Annotated in this window: 15 protein-coding genes; 12 read left to right on the forward strand and 3 right to left on the reverse strand. The window is 73.6% G+C overall.

Features of this window, described 5'->3' with window-relative positions; genetic code table 11:
* Positions 1 to 431: 431 nt before the first annotated feature.
* Complete coding sequence (locus tag OG309_RS33575) at positions 432 to 5,366, forward strand: FG-GAP-like repeat-containing protein (protein WP_329426706.1); 4,935 nt, start codon at positions 432 to 434, stop codon at positions 5,364 to 5,366.
* Between the two features lie 105 nt (positions 5,367 to 5,471).
* Positions 5,472 to 6,092, forward strand: a complete 621-nt coding sequence (locus tag OG309_RS33580) for an L-threonylcarbamoyladenylate synthase (RefSeq protein ID WP_329426707.1) — start codon at positions 5,472 to 5,474, stop codon at positions 6,090 to 6,092.
* A gap of 13 nt (positions 6,093 to 6,105) precedes the next feature.
* On the opposite strand, the gene OG309_RS33585 is transcribed toward OG309_RS33580, so the two are convergent.
* From OG309_RS33585 to OG309_RS33595, 3 genes are all read right to left on the reverse strand, one after another.
* On the reverse strand, positions 6,106 to 7,044 hold the full coding sequence (locus tag OG309_RS33585) for a serine/threonine dehydratase (RefSeq protein WP_329426708.1): 939 nt from the start codon (positions 7,042 to 7,044) through the stop codon (positions 6,106 to 6,108).
* Positions 7,045 to 7,096: 52 nt separating this feature from the next.
* Complete coding sequence (locus tag OG309_RS33590; RefSeq protein ID WP_329426710.1) at positions 7,097 to 7,714, reverse strand: TetR/AcrR family transcriptional regulator; 618 nt, start codon at positions 7,712 to 7,714, stop codon at positions 7,097 to 7,099.
* A 96-nt stretch (positions 7,715 to 7,810) separates the two neighbouring features.
* Positions 7,811 to 9,043 carry an alanine racemase gene (locus tag OG309_RS33595; RefSeq protein ID WP_402543907.1) on the reverse strand — a complete coding sequence of 411 codons (1,233 nt, stop codon included), beginning with the start codon at positions 9,041 to 9,043 and terminating at the stop codon, positions 7,811 to 7,813.
* 180 nt (positions 9,044 to 9,223) lie between these two features.
* Between OG309_RS33595 and OG309_RS33600 the strand changes: the two genes are divergently transcribed.
* The 10 genes from OG309_RS33600 to OG309_RS33645 all read left to right on the forward strand — a co-directional run bounded on the left by OG309_RS33600 (position 9,224) and on the right by OG309_RS33645 (position 21,578).
* Positions 9,224 to 10,552, forward strand: a complete 1,329-nt coding sequence (locus OG309_RS33600; protein ID WP_329426711.1) for a D-arabinono-1,4-lactone oxidase — start codon at positions 9,224 to 9,226, stop codon at positions 10,550 to 10,552.
* A gap of 12 nt (positions 10,553 to 10,564) precedes the next feature.
* Complete coding sequence (locus OG309_RS33605) at positions 10,565 to 11,914, forward strand: carboxylesterase/lipase family protein (protein ID WP_329426712.1); 1,350 nt, start codon at positions 10,565 to 10,567, stop codon at positions 11,912 to 11,914.
* A gap of 59 nt (positions 11,915 to 11,973) precedes the next feature.
* On the forward strand, positions 11,974 to 12,507 hold the full coding sequence (cpt, locus tag OG309_RS33610; protein WP_329426714.1) for a chloramphenicol phosphotransferase CPT: 534 nt from the start codon (positions 11,974 to 11,976) through the stop codon (positions 12,505 to 12,507).
* A gap of 38 nt (positions 12,508 to 12,545) precedes the next feature.
* Positions 12,546 to 12,893, forward strand: coding sequence for a hypothetical protein (locus tag OG309_RS33615; RefSeq protein WP_329426716.1), 348 nt, complete (start codon positions 12,546 to 12,548; stop codon positions 12,891 to 12,893).
* Between the two features lie 164 nt (positions 12,894 to 13,057).
* Positions 13,058 to 14,047, forward strand: a complete 990-nt coding sequence (locus OG309_RS33620) for an alpha/beta hydrolase (RefSeq protein ID WP_329426717.1) — start codon at positions 13,058 to 13,060, stop codon at positions 14,045 to 14,047.
* Between the two features lie 13 nt (positions 14,048 to 14,060).
* On the forward strand, positions 14,061 to 15,587 hold the full coding sequence (locus OG309_RS33625) for a peptidoglycan DD-metalloendopeptidase family protein (protein ID WP_329426719.1): 1,527 nt from the start codon (positions 14,061 to 14,063) through the stop codon (positions 15,585 to 15,587).
* Positions 15,588 to 15,598: 11 nt separating this feature from the next.
* Complete coding sequence (locus tag OG309_RS33630) at positions 15,599 to 17,068, forward strand: hypothetical protein (RefSeq protein WP_329426721.1); 1,470 nt, start codon at positions 15,599 to 15,601, stop codon at positions 17,066 to 17,068.
* Positions 17,069 to 17,149: 81 nt separating this feature from the next.
* Positions 17,150 to 19,174: a family 43 glycosylhydrolase gene (locus tag OG309_RS33635; protein ID WP_329426723.1), complete on the forward strand. Its 2,025-nt coding sequence runs from the start codon at positions 17,150 to 17,152 to the stop codon at positions 19,172 to 19,174.
* A gap of 153 nt (positions 19,175 to 19,327) precedes the next feature.
* On the forward strand, positions 19,328 to 20,125 hold the full coding sequence (locus OG309_RS33640; protein ID WP_329426725.1) for a serine/threonine protein kinase: 798 nt from the start codon (positions 19,328 to 19,330) through the stop codon (positions 20,123 to 20,125).
* A 4-nt stretch (positions 20,126 to 20,129) separates the two neighbouring features.
* Positions 20,130 to 21,578 carry a serine/threonine-protein kinase gene (locus tag OG309_RS33645; protein WP_402543901.1) on the forward strand — a complete coding sequence of 483 codons (1,449 nt, stop codon included), beginning with the start codon at positions 20,130 to 20,132 and terminating at the stop codon, positions 21,576 to 21,578.
* Positions 21,579 to 21,581 lie beyond the last annotated feature (3 nt).

Genomic DNA, 21,581 nt, shown 5'->3' on the forward strand with positions numbered 1-21,581 from the left:
CAGGCGTGCGCCTTGGATCTTCTCAAGATTCGAACACTCCATGAGATCAAGATGAGAGTAGCGTGAAACTGGCATGATCACGCTTCAGGTGACGGCGCTGAACCTAACAGCGGAACCCCGAGGCGTCGAGACGGCCCCTGGCACACCGATTGAGGGTGCGTCAGGGACATACCGACTGGTCGCCGGGATAAGGAGAACGAGCGGGGCGGAATTTGAGACTCCGTCAACCTGCTCGCAACAAACCGGCGGTCCGCCCGGACGTCGACGCGGGATCGGCTCACACCCGGGCCCGCCCTGCTGCTACAAATAATCGAACGCCAACGGCCGATCGTCGAGGTGGCCGAAAGTGGCCTTCGGCGAGCGGTCGGAACAACCGATCTCGGACACCCGCTCCGGCGCGGTGACCGACCCGACCCCCGAGGACCCACTCCGTGAGACCCATCCCGACGCGCGCCCGCGTCGACGATCCGCCCCGCCGCGGCAGAACGGCCCGCACCGCGGCCGTCACGCTCGCCGCCCTGCTGCTCGGCACGCTGCCCGTCGCCGGGGCCACCACGGCCACCGCGGCTCCCGCCCCCGGCAAGAGCGACCCGGCCAAGGGCGCCACCACGCCCAAGCGCACCGCGAACCCCGCCGACACCGCCCTGCACGCCAAGGCGACCGCCGAGGCCAAGCGCACCGGCAAGCCGGTAGAACTCGCCTCCAAGCGCACCGAGACCGACGACGTCTGGGCCAACCCGGACGGCACGTTCACCCAGAACCACGCCCTGACGCCGGTCCGCGTCCTGCGCGACGGCAAGCTGGTGACCGCGGACACCGGGCTCGGCCGGCAGCGCGACGGCCGGATCGCCCCCCGCGCCACCCGCGTCGGGCTCACCTTCTCCGGCGGCGGCAAGTCCCCGCTCGTCACCATGCGCAAGGACGGCAGGGACATCTCCCTGACCTGGCCCAAGCCGCTGCCCGCCCCGCGCATCGAGGGCGACAGCGCCGTCTACCCCGAGGTCCTGCGCGGCGTCGACCTGCGGGTCACCGCCGACGTCACCGGTTTCTCGCACCAGCTGGTCGTCAAGAACCGCGCCGCCGCCGACAACCCGGCCCTCGCCTCCCTCGGCTTCGGCCTGAAGGGCAAGGGCCTGACCCTCCGCAAGGAGGCCAACGGCGAGCTGCGGGCCCTCGACCCCACCGGCAAGGCCCTGTTCACCTCGGCCAAGCCGCAGATGTGGGACTCCGGCGCCGACCGGCCGGCCCCCGAGGCCACCACCGCGCCCCAGGCCCGTACCGCCGCCCGTACCGCCAAGGCCCCGGTCGCCGACCGGGTCGCCGCCGTCGACGGCATCTCCATCGGCACCCGCCAGGCGGACCTCGGCGTCGCGCTCAAGGGCGACACCCTCACGCTCACGCCCGACCGGAAGCTGCTGACCGCTCCCGGCACCACCTACCCGGTGGTCATCGACCCCCAGTGGCGTGACGACTGGAAGTCCGCCTGGGCCCTCGCGTACAAGCACAACTCCTTCCCGAACTCGGCGAACACCAACTACTGGAACGGTGGGACGCTCAGCAAGGAAGCCCGCGTCGGCTGCGCCAAGGACTCCGCGAACAACTACGCGGTGGTCTGCGCGAAGACCTTCTTCCAGGTCGGCATGGGCGCCCTGTGGGACAAGCAGATCCTGTCCTCCACCTTCCGCATCCAGCAGAAGTACGCCGGCTCGTGGAGCTGCAAGTCCGGTGACATCCAGATCTGGGACACCGACGGCATCGGCGGCGGCACCACCTGGAACAACCAGCCCGCCTGGAAGCGCATGGTGGACTCCTCGGGCCAGTCCTTCGGCGGGCGCAACTGCCCCGGCGACGGCGACCTGATCGAGCTCAACGTCACCTCCGCGGTCGCCGACGCGGCCCGCTGGCACTGGCCGGCCTGGACCATGGGCCTCAAGTCCGCCAACGACACCGTCGACGTGTCCTGGCGCAAGATGAACCCGGACAGCGCCCGCATCTCCACGCAGTACAACACCGTGCCCGACTCCGTCGGCGAGCGCGGTTCCGACCCCTCGGTGTCCTGCGGCGGCGGCATGATCGGCACCACCGACGAGGTCGTGCTCCGCGCCCGCGTCTCGGACGGCGACGACAACAGCATCCGCGCCGAGTTCAACTACTGGAACGACAACGACTACTGGGGCACCATCAAGCGTCCCCAGGTCTGGGTCACCAGCGGCAACGTCGCGCAGGTGCGCATCCCCACCGCCGAGCTGCCCACCGGCACCTACCGCTGGGACGTCCGCGCACTCGACGAGTACGCGGCCGGCCCCTGGGCGGGCCAGTGCGTGTTCAGCATCGACGCCACCCGTCCCGGCCACCCGCCGAAGGTGAGCTCCGGCCAGTTCCCCGAGAACGAGCCGGACAACACCTCCCAGGCGCGGACGAAGGGCACCTTCACCTTCAACGCCAACGGCGAGACCGACGTCGTGAAGTACCAGTGGTGGACCGAGTCCGACCCCAAGGTGCGCGAGGTCTCCACGGGCCAGCCGGGCGGTGAGGCCTCGGTCGAGTACACCCCGTCCACGACCGGCCCGCAGACCCTGTTCGTGCGCAGCCTGGACGCGGCCGGCAACCGCTCCGACCTCAAGGCGTACCTCTTCTACGCCAAGCGCCTGCCCACCCGCGACAAGCCGGGTGACCTCAACGGCGACGGCACTGTCGACATCTGGAGCGTCGACCCGGGCTCCGGCCACCTGTGGATGCACCCCGGCAAGGGCGACGGCACCTTCGACCTGTCGAAGAAGCTGGGCAACCGCGGTCCGTTCGGCGACGCCGTGTCCCTCTCGCACCGGGGCAGCTGGAACACCGACTACTACGAGGACCTGGTCGCCCTGCGCCCGGCCCCCGGCGGCGCCCGCAAGGACCTGATCGTCTACCCGGGCAACGGTGACGGCGACCTCCAGCCGATCGACGCCAACCGCATCCCGCTGGCCACCGCGATGCCCGAGAACGACCACTGGGCCCAGGCCGACCAGGCCCTGGTCATCGGCAGCGTCGACGACGACTCCAAGGACGGCCGGATCGACGCGGCGGACCAGCCCGACCTGCTCGTCAAGGCCGGCGCGGAGCTGTACCTCTACCTCGGCTCGACGGGTGCCTACCTCGACGTGACGGAGGCCGGCTTCCGCCCGCCGATCCTGCTCGGCAACGCCGACTGGCAGAACATGACCCTCATCGCCCCCGGTGACCTGAACGGCGACGCGCTGCCGGAGATCTGGGCCCGCGACAAGACGACCGGCAAGATCCACCAGTACACCAGCCGCGTCAGCACCGACACCTCCTCGCCGACCGTCGCCGACCTGGCCGTGTACGGCGAGGCCGCGGCCCGCACCAGCGCGATCGCGAGCGGCTTCACCTCGCCGCAGCACCTGGAGGGCAACGGCGACTTCGAGGGCGACGGCCACGCCGACCTGTGGTCGCGCGACGCCACCGGCGAGATCACCGAGTTCCCGGGCCGCGCCCCCAGCGGCGGCTCCTCCTTCGGCGCCGGCCGCAGGCTCGTGCTCGGCGGCACCCCCTGGTCCGAGTGCCAGAGCTTCACCTCGGCGGCGACCGGCACGCACTCCCTGTGCGGCCCGATCCTGGCCAAGTACCTGGCCAAGGGCGGTCCGGGCGGCTACGGCTACCCGACCACCGACGTCCTGGTCCCGGCCGACGGCCTGGGACGGTACGCGGGCTTCCGTGCGAACGGCGTCAACGGTGAGAACGCCTCGATCTTCTGGCACCCGAACACCGGCGCCTGGATGATCCAGAACGGCATCCGCGAGTACTGGAAGTCGCTGGGCGCCGAAGCGGGCTTCCTCGGCTACCCGACGTCCGACGAGTCCACCACGTTCGAGAGCGACGCCTGGGTCACCACGTTCAGCGGCTCCGGCGGTGCCGGCGCCATCTACTGGACGTACGACTTCGGCGGCCGTTCCATCCACGGCACCATCTACAAGAAGTACCTGGAGCTGGGCGGCCCGTCCGGATTCGGCTACCCGACCACCGACGAGACCAACGTCGACGACGGCATCGGCCGGTACAACAACTTCCGGCGCCGCGGCGAGACCGCCGACTCCCGCTCCATCTACTGGACCACCACCACGGGCCAGGCCTGGGGCGTGTGGGGCAGCATCCGCAACAAGTGGCTCGAACTGGGCGGCGGCAAGAGCTGGCTCGGCTACCCGCAGTCGGAGGAGTACGACGTGGCGGGCGGTCCGCGGACCGACTTCCAGAAGGGCTACATCCGCCACAACCGCTGGACCGGCGCCACCGCCGAGCACCAGACGTCCGACCGCACCGACACCCTCCGCAAGGAGTTCTCGGGCGACTTCAACGGCGACGGCCGCGCCGACCTGGCCACGGTCTACGACTACGGCAGCGACGCGATGGCCCTGTACACGCACGCCGCCAAGGCGGACGGCGGCTTCGCCGCCCCCGTGGTCGCCTACAACAGCGGCGCCTGGAACTGGCGGGTCTCGCAGTCCCAGTGGGTCTCCGGTGACTTCAACGGCGACGGCCGCGACGACCTGGCCGCCCTCTACGGCTACGGTGACGGCGCCAACGGCATGTTCACGTTCCTGGGCCAGGCCGACGGCACCTTCACCCAGGTCCCGCGCAGCGCGTACACGGGCCCCGGCAACTGGGACGCCACCAAGGGCAAGCTGGTCGCCGGCGACTACAACGGCGACGGCCGCGACGACGTGGTCATGCTCTACGACCACGGCAACTGCGACACCGGCGCGTACACCTTCCTGTCGAAGGCGGACGGCTCGTTCAACAACATCTTCGGCAGCTGGCGCTCCGGCGCCGGCAACTGGTGCCAGGGCCAGACCAAGTTCGTCGGGGGCGACTTCAACGGCGACGGCCGTGACGACCTCGTCGGCTTCTACGGCTACAACGACGGCTCGGTCACCGTGTGGACCCTCCCGAGCAAGGCCGACGGCGGCTTCGCCACGACGATCCCGTCCCTGCACATGAACCCCGGCATATGGGAGTGGTGGCGCTCCAAGCTCACCGCCGGCGACTACAACGGCGACGGCCGCGCCGACCTGGCCGCGATGTACGACTACGGCTACGGCAACGCCTCGCTGTTCACCATGACCAGCAAGGCGGACGGCACGATCAACGAGGCCTTCCGCAGCTGGCAGGCGCCCTCGGGCACCTGGCACGTCCAGGAGGCGTCGTTCCCGGTCTCGGGCGACACCGACCACGACGGCCGCGAGGACATCGCGATCATGTACAACGACGCTCTCGGCGGCACCGCGGCGAACACCTTCAAGGCGCGCGCCGACGGAGGCTTCGAGAACCCGTGGAAGAGCTGGCAGGCCTCGGCGGGCACCTGGTAGTCCAGGCCTGACCCCCTCCGAGCGGAACATCGCCCTCCGGGACCCGAGCGGTCCCGGAGGGCGACGTGTTCCACCCGGAGTCACGGATTCCCGTAGGGTCGGACGATGGCGAAGTACTTCGACGTTCATCCGCAGACCCCGCAGGCCCGCACCATCGGCACCGTGGTCGACAGCCTCCGGGCCGGCGCCCTCATCGCGTACCCCACCGACTCCTGCTTCGCGCTGGGCTGCCGGCTCGGCAACCACGACGCGGTGGAGCGCATCAAGTCGATCCGGCACCTCGACGACCGGCACCACTTCACCCTGGTGTGCGAGAACTTCGCGCAGCTGGGCCAGTTCGTGCAGGTCGACAACGACGTGTTCCGGGCGATCAAGGCGGCCACCCCGGGCAGCTACACCTTCATCCTCCCGGCCACCCGGGAGGTCCCGCGCCGCCTGATGCACCCCAAGAAGAAGACCGTCGGCGTCCGCATCCCCGACCACAACGTGACCCGCGCCCTGCTCGCCGAGCTCGGCGAGCCCCTGGTGTCCAGCACCCTGCTCCTGCCCGACGAGGACGAGCCGCTGACCCAGGGCTGGGAGATCAAGGAGCGGCTCGACCACGTCCTCGACGCCGTGGTGGACTCCGGCGACTGCGGCACCGAGCCCACGACGGTCGTCGACTTCTCCAGCGGAGAGGCCGAGATCGTACGGCGCGGAGCGGGCGACCCGGCACGCTTCGAGTGACGCCCGGGGGCGCCTACCGCCGCGGGGCCACCAGGTCGGACGGGTCGGTGTTCGAGCCGCAGAGGACGACGCAGACCCGCTCGCCGGGCTCCGGGCGGTAGGCCGCGCCCAGGGCGGCGTGGGCCGTGGCGGCGGCGTGCTCGACCACGAGGCGGCGGTCGTCCCACAGGGCTCGGCGGGCCCGCACGATGTCGGCGTCGCTCACCAGGACCGCGCGGACGTGGTCCTGGCGGGCCGCGTCCAGGGCCGCCGCGGAGGCCCGGCGGGCACCCAGCGAGTCCGCGGCGACCGAGTCGACGGTGACGTCGACCGGGCGGCCGGCCTCCAGCGCCGCGTGCAGCGCCCGGCAGTTCTCCGGCTCGACCGCGACCACCCGGACGCCGTGCGCCCGGGCGGCGGTCGCGATCCCGGCGAAGAGCCCGCCGCCGCCGACCGAGACCACCACCGTGTCGAGGCCGGGCAGACCCCGCTGGATCTCCTCCAGGAGGGTGCCCGCGCCCGCGGCGATCAGCGGGTGGTCGTACGCGTGCGAGGCCAGCGCGCCGGTCTCCGCCGCGAACGCGTCGCACGCGGCGAGGGCCTCGGCGTACTCGCTGCCGACGAGCCGGACGTCGGCGCCGTAGCCGCGCAGCCGCCCGACCTTCACACCGGGGGCCGTGGTGGGCAGGAACACCGTCGCGGGCACGTCCTGCCCGCGTGCGGCCCACGCGCAGGCGAGCCCCGCGTTCCCGCCGGAGGCGATCGTGACCCCGGCCGCCGGCAGGGTCCCGGCCTCGCGGTGGGCGAGCAGGAAGTTCAGCGCGCCGCGCGCCTTGAAGGAACCGGTGTGCTGCATGAGTTCGAGCGCGAACGACACCCCGTCGGCGTCCCCGGGGGCGATCGTGACGGGACGGACGTGTCCGGCGATCCGGTCGGCGGCGGTCTTGACGTCGGCGTGGCTCAGCGTGTGCACGTGCGGCTCCAGAGTCGGGGTGGTACGGCCGACTCCGACCCTGCCACACGGGTCAGACGGCGGCCGCCGGTTCCGCGACCGGCCGGAGCAGCGTGACCAGGTGGTCCGCGTACATGTCGAGCGCCGCCGAGGCCGCCTCGTCGTCACGGTCGATCAGCCAGTTGAGGGTCAGCCCGTCCAGCGCGCTCAGCCCGTACCGGGTGAGGACGGGCAGCGGCAGGGTCCACTCGGCGCCCGAGCGGCGCGCGATGGTCTCCAGCTGGCGCAGGCTGACCTCGGTGTAGTGCCGGTACTGGCCGCGGGCCACGTCGGCGAGGCCCGGCTTGCGCAGCGCGTACTGGGTCAGCTCGTACGTCAGGAGGTGCTCGTCCGGGTTCCGCCGGACCCGCTCCCAGTAGGCGCGCAGGGTGCCCCGGACCACCTCGTCGACCGGCAGGCCCTCCGGGACCGGCGCGGCCGGCGGGTCGAGGGCCCGCAGCATGATCCGCTCGATGACGCTGTGGAGCAGCTGCTCCTTGGCGCGGAAGCAGTAGTGGAACGCGCCGAGCGGCAGCCCCGCCTCGGCGACGACGGCACGCGTGGTCGCCTTCGCCACGCCGTCGCGGATCATGACCCGGATCGCCGCGTCGATCAGCTGCTCGCGACGCTCGTCGGCCGATCGGCGGCTCATGGGAACTCCCGGAGGTGAGAGGGGTGTCGGAGCACGCTACCCCGAGGGCGGCGGTGGCGTCCGGGCGGGCGGGAGAGCGCCCGGACGCCCCATGCGTCACAGGAAGGCGTGGCCCTCGCCCCGGTAGGTGGGCACGACGTCCACGATCCGGCCCTCCTCGACGAGGTGGAGCCGGTCCACCCGCTCGCACAGCTCCCCGGCCTTCGCGTGGCGGAACCAGACCCGGTCCCCGAGCCGCAGGCCGTCCGCGGCGTCCCCGACGAGCGGGGTCTGGACCTCGCCGGCACCCTCCTGGGCCAGCATCCGCAGCCCCGCCGGCCACACCGGCACCGGCAGGCGGTCGGTGCCGGCCGGGCCCGAGGCGGTCCAGCCGCCACCGAGCACCGTCACGTGCCGGGGCGCGGGCCGCCGGACCACGTCGAGGGCGAAGTAGGCGGCGGGCAGCGGCCGGAAGGCGCGGTAGTGGTCGAAGAGCGCGGGGGAGTAGATGCCGGACCCGGCCCCCAGCTCGGTGATCGCCGGCTCCGCCGAGGTCGCCTCCAGGCTGCCGGTCCCGCCGCCGTTGACGAACTCCAGCGGGGCGACGTCCCGCACGGACCGCACCGCCGCCGCCCGCCGTCGGCGCAGCTCCCGCGCCGACGTCCGCTGGACGAACCGCAGCGCCGAGCGGGTGAGCGGCGAGCCCGGCTGGGCGTCGCCGACCCCGGCGATCTGACCCTCGTACGACATGACGCCGACGAGCCGCAGCCGCGGGCGCGCCACGACGGCCCGGGCCAGCGCCGCGGCGGCGTCGGGGCTGTGCAGCGGCGAACGGCGCATGCCCAGGTGGACCCGGCCGCCGAGGAGCCGCAGCGAGGCGTCCAGGTCGAGGCAGACCCGTACGGCCGGGCCGTCCGCGCCGAGCACCGAGTCCAGCAGGTCGAGGTGCTCCAGCGAGTCGATCATGATCGTGACCCGGGCGGCGGCCCGCTCGTCGGCCGCGAGGGCGCGCAGCGGGGCCGGGTCGGCGCACGGGTAGCCGACCAGGATGTCGCCCACGGCCTCGTCGGCGGTGCGCGCCAGCCACAGCGCCTCGGGCAGCGTGAACGCGAGGACGCCGGAGAAGCCCGGCATCCGCAGGACCTGCTCGATCAGCGGGCGGCAGCGCAGCGACTTGCTGGCCAGGCGGATGGGCTTGCCCCCGGCGCGGCGGGCCATCCCGGTGGCGTTGGCGTGCAGCGCCCCCAGGTCGACCACGGCGAAGGGCGGGCTGAGCTCGGCCGTCGCGCGGCGCAGCTCCTCGAAGGACATCGGCGCGGCGGCGGCACGGATGGCGGTGGTGGCCGGCAAGGCTGCTCCCCCTGTCTGAGGACGGGCGTCTTCGGTCCTGCTGGGGCGTCACCATCTCTCGGTCACCCGTCCAAGTCAATGCTTCAGGACGCTTGACTTGGACAACTGACCGAGTTCAGTCTTCCGTCGACCGCGCCCGGTACGGCGCGGACCGCCGATCCCTGCGAGAGGACCCCGGGCATGACGAACGTGGCGGGCACGTGGAGCAACTGGTCGGGCAGCGAACACGCCACCCCGGTACGGGTGGTGCGCCCCGCCGACGCCGGCGAGGTGGCGGCAGCGGTGGCCGCCGCGGCACGCGGCGGGAGCCGGGTGAAGGCCGTCGGGGCGGGCCACTCCTTCAGCCCCGTCGCCGTCGCCCCCGACGTCCAGCTGCGGCTGGACGGGCTGGCCGCGCTGGAGTCGGTGGACCGCACGACGGGCCTGGTCACGGTAGGTGCGGGCATGCCGCTGTGGCGGCTCAACCCGCTCCTCGCCGAGCACGGACTCGCGATGGAGATCCTCGGCGACATCGACCGGCAGACCGTCTCCGGCGCCATCTCCACCGGCACCCACGGCAGCGGCACCCGCTTCGGGGGCATCGCGACCCAGGTGCGGGCGCTGGAGCTGGTCCTCGCGGACGGCACCCTCGTCACCTGCTCGGCCGAGGAGCGGCCCGAACTCTTCGCCGCCGCCCGCGTCGGCATCGGCGCCCTCGGCATCCTCACCCGGGTGACCCTCCAGTGCGTCCCGCTGTTCGCGCTGCACGCCCGGGACGAGACGCGGCCGGTCGAGGAGACCCTGGCCCGCGTCCACGAACTGGCCGACGCCAACGACCACTTCGAGTTCTTCTGGTTCCCGCACAGCGGGACCACGCTGACCCGCAGCTTCCGCCGGCTGCCGGGCGACACCCCGCTGACCCCGATCGGGGACTTCTCCCGGCGCCTCGACGAGACCGTCAGCGGCACCGGCTTCGACCTGCTCAACCGGCTCGGCACCCGCTTCCCGGCGCTCGTCCCGCCCCTCACGCGGTTCGCCGCCCGGGCCATGTCCGCACGCGAGTGGACCGACCTGTCGTACAAGATCTTCGCCTCGGTCCGCGACGTACGGTTCCACGAGGGCGAGTTCGCCATCCCCCGGGAGGCGGCCGTCGACGCGCTGCGGGAGATCAAGCGCTGGGTCGACCGCAGCGGCGAGCGCGTGTCGTTCCCGCTGGAGGTCCGCTTCGCCGCGCCCGACGACATCTGGCTCTCCACCGCGCACGGGCGCGAGAGCTGCTACATCGCCTTCCACCAGTACCACCGCATGCCCCACGAGCGGTACTTCGGGGCCTGCGAGGACATCCTCGGCTCCTTCGGCGGCCGCCCCCACTGGGGCAAGATGCACCAGCTGGACGCCGCCACGCTGCGCACCCGCTACGAGCGCTTCGACGACTTCACCGCCGTACGGGACGAGGTCGACCCGACCGGGGTCTTCGCCAACGCCTACCTGGACCGGGTCCTGGGTCCCGCACCGGAGTCCGCCAGGTAGCACACTGGGCGGGTGACGAGGGAAGACACGAACGGGAACACGACGGTTCTGGCGATCCGCCAGGGGAGCCTGCGGGGCACGACGGACGGCGGGGTGACCGCCTTCCGCGGCATCCCCTACGCCGCCCCACCGGTGGGGCGGCTGCGCTTCCGCGCGCCCGCCGCGCACCCCGGCTGGCCGGGGGTCCGCGACGCGACGGAGGCCGGGCCCTCCGTGCCCCAGGGGCCCGGACGGCTCGCGCCGGTCATGGGCGCGCGGACGCCGGACTGGGACGAGGACGGCTGCCTCAACCTCAACGTGTGGACACCGGCCGGAGCCGTCGGATCGGACCGGCCGCGGCCGGTCCTGCTCTGGTTCCACGGCGGCGGTTTCGCCAGCGGATCCGGCGGCTGGGACTGGTACGACGGCGCCCGCCTGGCCGCCGCCGGGGACATCGTCGTGGTCACCGCCAACTACCGGATCGGGCCGCTGGGCTACCTCCACCTGCCGGAGGTCGGCGCGGACAACCTCGGCGCCCGCGACCAGGCCGCCGCCCTGCGCTGGGTACGGGACACCGTCGGGGCCTTCGGGGGCGACCCGGACCGGATCACCGTCGGCGGCCAGTCCGCCGGCGCGTACTCCGCCCTCGCCCTCGCGCTCGACCCGGCGACCGGTCCGCTCGTCCACCGGGTGATCCTGCAGAGCGGCCCCTGGAGCCTGGTCCCGCAGGCACCCGAGGACGCCGCCCACGCGGCGGACCGGTTCCTCGCCCTGCTCGGCATCGAGCGCGACGAACACCTCGCCAAGTCGCTGCGGGACGTGCCGGCCGCCGACCTCCTCGACACGTACGCACGGGTCGCCGTCGAGCTCGCCCGTCCGGGCGACTCCGCCCCGCCGATGTACCCGGTCCTCGGCGGCTTCGGACACCCGGAGGCCTGGCCGACGGGCGTCGCGCGCGGTGCCCTCGCCGGCAAGGGCGTCCTCGTCGGCAGCACCACGCACGAGGCCACCGCCTTCCTCGGGCCCGACGCCCCGGCCGACCTGGTCGCGGCCGTCACCCGGGCGGCGTTCGGCGAGGGCGTCGACGCCCTCGCGCGGGAGTGCGCCGCCCACGGCACACCGGCCCACGTCTACCGCTTCGCCCGTGCCTCGACCGCCGTGCCCGGACTCGGCGCGCCGCACTGCGCCGACCTGCCGTTCGCCTTCGACCGCCTCGACGCCTACGCCGCGGCGCCGATGCTCGGGCCGGTCGACGCCCAGGACCGGGCGCTGGCCCGCGCGTTCAGCGGAGCCCTGGCCGCCTTCACCGCCACCGGCGACCCCGGCTGGCCCGCCCACCGGCCCGGCGTCGAGCCGTACGTGCACCGATTCGGCGGGAGCTGAGCCCCGGCGCGCCGAAATCCGTTTCCCGCCATCGGGCCGCCGGGCCTAGCGTGGCGCGGATGACGACTCAGATGATCATTCTCAACGGCGGCTCCAGCGCAGGGAAGTCAGGCATCGTGCGCTGCCTCCAGGCAGTCCTCCCCGACCCCTGGCTGGCGTTCGGCGTCGACTCGTTCGTCGACGCCCTGCCCGCCCGGATGCAGGCGTCCGACGAGGGGCTGGACATCGGCCCGGACGGCGGGGTGAACGTCGGGGCCGAGTTCCGGCGGCTGGAGACGGCCTGGACCGAGGGCATCGCCGTCATGGCCCGGGCCGGGGCCAGGATCGTCGTCGACGAGGTCTTCCTCGGCGGGGCCGAGTCCCAGCGCCGCTGGCGCGAACACCTCGAAGGACTGGAGGTGCTGTGGGTCGGCGTCCGCTGCGACGCCACGGTCGCCGCGGGCCGTGAGACCGCCCGCGGGGACCGGGCGCCCGGCATGGCCGCCCTTCAGGCCGGGCAGGTGCACGAGGGCGTCACGTACGACCTGGAAGTGGACACCACGCGCACCGAGTCGATCGAGTGCGCGCGGCGGATCGCGGCACACGTGCGCTGACGGGCCGACGAAGGCCGGACACGAGGACGGGTGGGGGAATGACGGGGGAAGCCACGGACCGGGCCGCGCGGGAGGCCTTCGAACAGGCGGTACGCGAACGGGCCGAGGGACGGGTGGACGCCGCCCGGGAGGCGTTCCTCCGCGACCTGGACCCCGGGTTCCTCCTGCCGGGGGAACGGATCACCCTCGGCTCCCACTCGTTCGACCCGGCCGACATCGACTCCGCCGAACGGGCCACGGGGCGGCGCCCCGCACACTCCAGCGGCCACCTCGACGTGTCCACCCACGACGGCGCCCACCACGTCGTCTTCCTCGACCTGCGCGACCCCTACGACCGGCGCGGCCACGAGGCCCTGCGACGGCTCCTGGGCCCCGGCAGCCTCTGAACCGCCAGGACCCCCGGGGCCGTCACGGACCGGGGCCGGACCGTCCCTAGCCCAACCGGCCCCGCCTTGTCAGTCCGTAAGGTTCCGGATTCATCGCCCGGGAAAGCGCCGCTACCGTCCAATCGCCCAGCGCTCGGTACCGTCGCGTCTACCTGGAGGTCACGTTGACCGCGCACCACCCCACCCGCAGGAGCATCCTCAAGTCCGCCGGCGGGCTCTCCGCCGCCCTGGCCCTCGGCGCCGGCGGCGTGCTCGGCTCGGCGTCCTCGGCCGCGGCGGCCGGTGACGGCTTCGGTCTGCGCATCGTGGACCGCAACGAGGGCGACCCGCGCATGTGGTACTACCGCTTCCAGACCGACGCGATCGGCTGGAACCCCGGCGTCAACGTCCTGCTCCCGGACGACTACCACTGGAGCGGCCGGACCTACCCGGTCCTCTACCTCTTCCACGGCGGCGGCACGAGCCAGGACTTCATCACCTTCGACCGCGAGGGCGTCCGCGACTGGACGGCCGGACGCGGGATCATCGTGGTCATGCCCGACGGCGGCCAGGCCGGCTGGTACTCCAACCCGGTCAGCTCCAACGTAGGCCCCCGCAACTGGGAGCACTTCCACATCAACCAGCTCCTCCCGTGGGTCGAGGCCAACTTCCGTACCTACGCCGAGTACGACGGCCGCGCCGTCGCCGGATTCTCCATGGGAGGCTTCGGCGCGCTGAAGTACGCCGCCAAGTACTACGGGCACTTCGCCTCGGTCAGCGCCCACTCCGGCCCCGCCAGCCTCCGCCGGGACAACGGGCTCGTCGTCCACTGGGCCAACGTCTCCTCCGCGTACCAGGACCTCAGGGGCGGCACCATCTACGGCGCGCCGCTGTGGGACGAGGCCCGGGTGAGCGCCGACAACCCGGTGCAGCGCATCGAGAGCTACCGCAACAAGCGGGTCTTCCTCGTCGCCGGCACCAGCCCCGACCCGGTCAACTGGTTCGACACCGTCAACGAGACCCAGGTCCTCGCGGGCCAGCGGGAGTTCCGCGCCGCCCTCGACAACGCGCGCATCCCGCACGAGTCGTACGAGCTGCCCGGCGGCCACTTCATCCGCCGCGACATGATGCAGCGCGACATCGACGGCATCATCGCGCGCCTGCGCAAGGCCTGACGGGGGGCCTCACGTGATGCTCGGTCTTCCCCGGCGCGCCCTGCGCGTCCTCCTCGCCGCGACCGCGGCCCTCGCACCCGGCCTCCTCGTGACCCCGTCGGCCGCGGCCCAGCCGGCCGCCCGGCCCGCCGACCACACCGCGGCCTGTCCCGCCGAGGGACAGGTCACCCAGGGCTATCACCCCGGCCACAACGGCGTGGACATCGCCCACGACCTCGGCACACCCATCTACGCCATCGGCGACGGAGAGGTGACGCACTCCGGATACGCCGACGGCTACGGCCAGTGGATCCGCATCCTCCACCCCGACGGGCGCATCTCCGAATACGGGCACATGTACCAGCGGTTCGTGTCCGCCGGCGAGCACGTCACGGCCGGCCAGCGGATCGCCCTGATGGGCAACGAGGGCAGCGACTCGCAGGGCGTCCACCTGCACCTGCGGATCTGGGGCGACACCTCCACCTCGTACGGCATCGACCCCGAGATCTACCTCGCCGAACACGGTGTGACCCTGCCCTGCGTCCCCGGCGGCGTCCCGCACCCCAGGCCCCTGATGTACCCGGCGGAGTCCGGCCGGGTGGTCTCGGCCCGCTCCGCCGACGGACGGCTCGAAGTGTTCGCGGCCGGCGCCGACGGCGTGCACCACGCCTGGCAGCTGGAGGCGAACGCCGAGTGGTCGGCCTGGGAGCCCCTGGGCGGCCCGGGCGGCGCCGAGCTGGCGATCGCCCCGAACGCGGACGGACGCCTGGAGATGTTCGCGATCAACGGGAACACCTTCCAGCACCGCTACCAGCTGGCGCCCTCCGGCGGCTGGTCCGGCTGGGAGACCTTCGGCGGCGGCGGACGCGACATCGCCGCAGGGGTCAACGCCGACGGCCGCATCGAGGTCTTCGCCTCCGGCCCGGTCGGGATCTTCCACAAGTACCAGACCGCGCCCAGCAGCGGCTGGTCGGAATGGGAGCCCACCGGCGGTGGCCCCGCCGACGCCCGGGTGGACATGGAGAAGGCCCCGGACGGGCGCCTGGAGGTCTTCGCCCTCAACGGGAACACCTTCCAGCACCTCTTCCAGACGGCCGTCAACGGCGCCTGGTCGGCCTGGGAGGACTTCGGCGGCGGCGGCCGGGACCTGACCGTCGACCACAACCAGGACGGGCGGATCGAGGTCTTCGCCTCCGGTCCGGTCGGCGTCTTCCACAAGTACCAGACCAGCCCCACCACCTGGTCCGGCTGGGAGCCCACCGGCGGCCCCGCCGACTCCCAGCTGACCAGCGAGCGCACCGCCGACGGCCGGGTCGAGGTCTTCGCCATCAACGGCAGCGTCGCCCAGCACCTCTGGCAGACCGGGGTCAACGCCCCCTACGGCCAGTGGGAGAACTTCGGTGGCGGCGGTACGGAGGTCACCGCCGCGACCAACGCCGACGGCCGCATCGAGGTGTTCGGCACCAGCCAGGCCGGCGTCTACCACAAGTGGCAGACCGGGCACACGACGTGGTCCGACTGGGCGTGGGTCAACAACGGCCCCGGTCCCGCGGTCAATTGAGGAGCCAGCAGGTGAGAACCGGACAGCGCTCCCGAAGGGCGCCCCATCGCACCGTCGTGTCGGCGTTCGCCTCGCTGCTCCTCGCGGCGGGCATCCTGACCGGCGTCGCCTCTCCGGCACAGGCCGCTTCCAGCGACCTGTGCGCCCAGGTCGGCTACAACGCCGGATTCCGGGGCGACGGCCTGGTCACCGCCGTGGCCGTCGCCCTCGCGGAGTCCAGCTGCGACCCGTCGGCGACCAACGTCACCAACAACACGCCCCCGTCCCGCGACCGCGGCCTGTGGCAGATCAACGACTACTGGCACCCCGAGGTCGACGACGCCTGCGCCTACGACGCGCAGTGCAACGCGAACGCGGCCTTCACCATCTCCAACGGCGGCACCAACTGGCAGCCCTGGTCCACGTACAACGCCGGTGTCCACCGGCGGCACCTGGACGAGGCACGCGCCGCGGTGGACCGCCTCGGTCACCCCGGCCCCGGGCCCGCCCCGGTGGTGTACCCGGCGGAGTCCGGCCGGGTGGTCTCGGCCCGCTCGGCGGACGGGCGCCTCGAAGCGTTCGCGGCCGGCCCCGACGGCGTCCACCACGCCTGGCAGGTGGGCGTCAACGGCGCCTGGTCCGACTGGGAGGCCCTGGGCGGCCCGGGCGGCGCCGAGTTGGCGATCGCCCCGAACGCGGACGGACGCCTGGAGATGTTCGCGATCAACGGGAACACCTTCCAGCACCGCTACCAGCTGGCGCCCTCCGGCGGCTGGTCCGGCTGGGAGACCTTCGGCGGCGGCGGGCGCGACATCGCGGCCGGTGTGAACGCCAACGGGCGGATCGAGGTCTTCGCCTCCGGCCCGGTCGGGATCTTCCACAAGTACCAGACCGCGCCCAACGGCGGCTGGTCCGACTGGGAGCCCACCGGCGGCGGCCCGGCCGGCGGACGCATCGAGGTGGAGAAGTCCCCCGACGGACGCCTGGAGGTCTTCGCCCTCAACGGCGACGTCTTCCAGCACCAGTACCAGACCGCGGTCAACGGTGGCTGGTCGGCCTGGGAGAACTTCGGCGGCGGCGGGCGCGACCTGACCGTCGACCACAACCAGGACGGGCGGATCGAGGTCTTCGCCTCCGGTCCGGTCGGCGTCTTCCACAAGTACATGACCAGCCCGACGAGCTGGTCCGACTGGGAGCCGACGGGCGGCCCCGCCGACTCCCAGCTGACCAGCGAACGCTCGCCGGACGGCCGGGTCGAGGTCTTCGCCATCAACGGCAGCGTCGCCCAGCACCTCTGGCAGACCGGGGTCAACGCCCCCTACGGCCAGTGGGAGAACTACGGCGGCGGCGGTACGGAGGTCACCGCCGCGACCAACGCCGACGGCCGCATCGAGGTGTTCGGCACCAGCCACGCCGGGGTCTACCACAAGTGGCAGACCGGTTTCGCGACGTGGTCCGACTGGGCCTGGCTCAACAACGGCCCCGGCCCCGCCGTCGACTGACCCCCGCGACCGGCCGGGACCGCCCTGCGCGGCCCGGCCGGCCGCGGGACCCCCAGGGTCCCGCCGATCAGGAGAAGAGCCATGCACCCCATCAGCAGACGCGGGCTGCTGCGGGCGACCGCCGTCGGCGCCCTCGCCCTCCCGGGCCTCGCCCCGGCCGTGGCCGCCGCGGGCACGATCCCGCCCCACCGGTGGATCGGCGCCGGCCCCTTCACCCCCGTCTACGACCCCTCCACCCCCGGGCGCCGCCGCTACCTCAACGACCACACCCTCATCGAGGCCGACGGCCGCTGGCACGTGTTCGGCATCGTCGGCGACAGCGCGGCACCCGGCCACTCCCCGGACAGCGCGGCGGAGACCGCCTTCGCCCACGCCTCCGCCCCCGGCCCGTACGGGCCCTGGACCGGCCACGCCGACGCCCTGACCCTCGACCCCGGCTACCACGGCGAGGAGCACCTCTGGGCGCCGCACGTCATCGAGGCGGACGGCACCTACTGGATGTTCTACGCGGCCGGCGGCAAGGACGGGGCCGCGATCAACCTCGCCACCTCCCCCGACCTGTCCACCTGGACCCGCCTGCCGTCCGGCCCCCTGTTCCGGGGGCGCGCCGCCCGCGACCCGATGGTGACCCGGATCGGCGGCCGTTGGGTCATGTACTACACGGAGGTGTCCGCCACCGACGGCCGGCACCTCGTGTGCCACCGCCGCTCCGACGACCTCGTCCACTGGAGCGAGCCCGCCGTCGCGTACGCCGACGAGACCACCGAGTCCACCGGGGTCTCCGTCACCGAGTCGCCCTTCGTGCTCGAACAGGACGGCTGGTACTACCTGTTCATCGGCCCCCGGGTCGGCTACGACGGCACCGACGTCCTCGCCTCCCCGGACCCCTTCCGCTTCACCCTCGACGGCTACGCCGGCCATGTGCCCGGTCACGCGGTCGAGGTCGTCACCGACGGGACCGACCGCTACGCGAGCGCGGCCGGCTGGTTCGCCGACGGCCTCTCCCTGGCGCCCCTCCAGTGGCGGACCACCCCGCCCTCGTGGCAGAGCCCGGACAACCCGGCCGTCTCCCTCGACGTCGACGGGCGGCTGAACGTGTTCGCCCTCGACGGGGGCGACCGCTCGATGCTGCGGCGCGTCCAGCTCGATCCGGCCGCCGGCACCTGGTCCGACTGGGAGCAGTTCGGCGGCCCCGCCGGGGCGGTCCCCACCCTCGGGCGCGACGCCGACGGCAGGCTGGAGGTCTTCTCGCTCGCGCCCGGCGGCGTCAACCTGCACCACCGCGTGCAGCGGACCGACGGCACCTGGTCGGACTGGGAGGAGTTCGGCGGCCCGGCCGCGGCGGCCCCCGCCGTCGCCCGCAACGCCGACGGCCGACTGGAGGTCTTCGCGCTGAGCCCCGACGGCGCCGTCGTCGCCCGCCGCAGGCAGGCGACGCCCGGCTCGGCCGGCTGGGACCCGTGGGACGCCGGCTTCGGCGGCCCCGCGGGCGCCCCGCCGGTCGTCGCCGCCAACGCGGACGGGCGCCTGGAGGTGTTCCTCCTCGCCCCCGGCGGCACCGCGCTCACCCACCGGTGGCAGCTGGCGGCCGACGGCGGCTGGTCCGCCTGGAGCGCCTTCGGCACCGCCGCCGGCAACGCGCCGCGGGTGGCCCGGGACGGCAGCGGCCGGCTGACCGTCGCCGCCGTCGCCCCGTCCGGCGTGGGCTCCTTCCACCGGCGCCAGTCCGTCCCCAGCGGCGGCTGGGACGCCTGGCAGCCGCTGTTCGGCTGGTCCACCGCGGCCCCGCTGCTCGTCCCCGGCGCCGACGGCAGGCTGGAGGCGTTCGCGCTCGCTCCGGGCGGCGCCCGCCTCGACCACCGCTGGCAGACCGCCTCCGGTGGCCCGTGGGCCGCCGCCGAGGAGTTCGGCGAGCCGGGGGCCGTCCTCGTCGCGACCCCGTCCGCCGCAGCCGACGCCACCGGCCGCGTCCACCTCTTCGCGGTCACCACCGACGGAAGGATCCGCACCCGCGTCCAGGCCCGGCCCAGCGGAGGCTGGCTGCCGTGGACCGCGTTCGGCGACCGCGCGGTCGCAACGCTCCGGTCGAGCGCACCCGCTCCCTGACACTCCGTCACGAACCGGACGAGCCGGGAGAACCCGCACGTGTGGACCGTGTGGAGGCGCGCCGAAGTGGCCGATGCCACTCGGTGCATCACCGGTTGCAACCGGTAACGTTCGGTGTGTCGGACAGTGGTCGGCACGCGGGACGGGGGAGCGGTGAGCGGGATTGTCATCCACCTGCCGCAAGGCAGTGGCGGGGGCGTGGACGGGGAGGCCCGCGGCGACGCGGTGACCCTGAGACTCGGGCCCGGGCAGCGGGCCCGGTTCGGCCGGGGCTCGTCCAGTCTGCCCGTCGAGCTCCGCCTCGCCGACGCGGCGATCTCCCGGCTGGCCGGCGAGATCAGGGCGACCGACGACCACTGGCAGCTCAGCAACCACAGCACCACCCACAGCTATCTCGTGGAGAACCCGGAGGGCGCGGGCGAGTACCTGCGCGTCCCGCCGCGCCGCGCGGGCGCGCCGATCCCGTTCGAGTTCTCCCGGGTGGTGCTGCCCACCCGCCGCGACACCACGGTCTTCTTCCAGGTGTTCGCGCCGGACCACGTCTACATGGACCCGCGCGGCATGGGCGGCCTCGGCGAGAGCCGCACCCTCACCGCGTACTCCCTGGACGAGACCGCCACGTACTTCCTGGTGCTCGTCGCCCTCTGTGAACCGTGGCTGCGCGACCGCTCGCCCGTGGCGGTGCCCACCACCCCGCAGGTCGTCGAGCGGCTGCGCGGCCACGCCGCCTGCGCGAGGCTGACGGCCCGCGCGGTGAGCTCGCACATCGACTACCTCGCCGACGAGAAGCTGAGGATCGGCGTCCCCGGGGCGGCCGACACCGGCCGCACGGACCGCAGGAACGGCAAGCGCGAGGCCGTGGTCGGCCTCGCCCTGAAGTTCGGCATCGTGCGCGAGGAGCACCTCGTGCTGTTACCGCCGGGCACCGAACCCGCCGAGCGGGGACGGTAGGGGCGTGGTGCGGGTGGACGAGCGGACCGTCTGGTGGGGGAGCGGGCGGCCGGAACCGCTGCCCGAGGGCTGCCGGGTGGGCGACTGGGTCGTCACCGAGCCGATCGGATCCGGAGGCTGGGCGACCGTGTACGCGGCCCGGCCGGCCGACCCCGGGGGCGGGGCGCCCGAGGAGGTCGCGCTCAAGATCATGCCGACGGCCGGGCTCGCACCGCGCCAGGCCCGCGACGTCGCCGAGGCCGCCGCGCGCGAGGTCGAACTCGGGCGCAGGGCGGCGCACCCCCGTCTGGTGCGACTGCTGGACTCCGTCGTCCTCGGTGCCTGCGAGGACCCCGCCCTGGACGGCGCGATCGTCCTGGTCATGGAGCGGGCCACGTGCAGCCTGCGCGAACTGCTCGACGCCGGGGTGAGCGAGGAGGAGGGGGCCCGGCTGATCGCCGGGATCTGCGAGGGCCTCGCCCATCTGCACCGCGCGGGCTGGGTGCACACCGACCTCAAGCCCGAGAACATCCTCATCGGCGGGGACGGCTCGGTGAAGCTGTCGGACTTCGGCTTCGCCATCGAACTGACCGGCACCCACGGCTACACGCCCCCGATGGGCACGCTGGACTACCTCCCGCCCGAGCGCGGGCGGGAGCCGCTCGGCGAGCGGGGCGTACGGGTACGGCCCAGCGCCGACGTCTGGGCGCTCGGCATCGTCATCCACGAGGTGTTCGCCTCCGGCGCCTCGCCGTTCCCCGGCGCGACCCCGGCCGCACGGACCGCAGCCGTACGCGAGTACGCGGAAGGGCGCGCTCCGTTACGTATGGACAACGCCGTCCCCGCGTTCTGGCGCGACCTCGCCGCCGACTGCCTCGCCCCCAGCCACGAGGCCCGCGCCGCCCACACGGCCGAGAGCCTCCTCGACCGGATCGCCGGCCGCCCCGCCCCGCGCGGGCACCGCACCCGGAACGGGCGCGGGCGGTCCCGGGTGTTCGGCGCGCTGCTCGCCGTGGGCGTGTGCGCGGCGGTGGGCGCCGCGCTCTGGGCGTACACCGGCCGGGAGGGTGGTGGATCGGGCGGCCCGAGTGCCGAAGGCCCGTCCCCGATACGCGTGTTCAACGCCGAGCGGGGCTGCCAGGGACGCAAGGACCGCGACCGCCAGTGCAGTCTCGGCCTGGCCATCGACCCGCTGCGCCCCTACACCGCCCAGAACGTCGTGCCGACGAGGGTGTGGCACGGCGACGTCCTCGAAGCGGAGTGCCGGCTGCCGGACGGGCTGCCCGTGATCGACGAGGAGGACCTCACGTCCACCGTGTGGTTCCGCATCCGGCTCCCGGTCGCGGGCGCGCCCGCGACGGCCTGGCTGCCCGCCGTCCGCACCAAGGACCGGCCCGAGCTGCCGAGATGTCCGCATCCCCATACCACGCCGAAGCCGCCGTCGGCGTCGGCGGGGGCACCCCGGGCGTCATGACGA

Source organism: Streptomyces sp. NBC_01268, assembly GCF_036240795.1.
Taxonomy (GTDB): domain Bacteria; phylum Actinomycetota; class Actinomycetes; order Streptomycetales; family Streptomycetaceae; genus Streptomyces.

Excerpts from the sequence above, each read along its gene's own strand:
- OG309_RS33590 (WP_329426710.1), bottom strand. The coding sequence starts at position 7,714 with ATGAGCCGCCGATCGGCCGACGAGCGTCGCGAGCAGCTGATCGACGCG.
- OG309_RS33580 (WP_329426707.1), top strand. The coding sequence starts at position 5,472 with ATGGCGAAGTACTTCGACGTTCATCCGCAGACCCCGCAGGCCCGCACC.
- OG309_RS33635 (WP_329426723.1), top strand. The coding sequence starts at position 17,150 with ATGCACCCCATCAGCAGACGCGGGCTGCTGCGGGCGACCGCCGTCGGC.
- OG309_RS33615 (WP_329426716.1), top strand. The coding sequence starts at position 12,546 with ATGACGGGGGAAGCCACGGACCGGGCCGCGCGGGAGGCCTTCGAACAG.
- OG309_RS33600 (WP_329426711.1), top strand. The coding sequence starts at position 9,224 with ATGACGAACGTGGCGGGCACGTGGAGCAACTGGTCGGGCAGCGAACAC.
- cpt (WP_329426714.1), top strand. The coding sequence starts at position 11,974 with ATGACGACTCAGATGATCATTCTCAACGGCGGCTCCAGCGCAGGGAAG.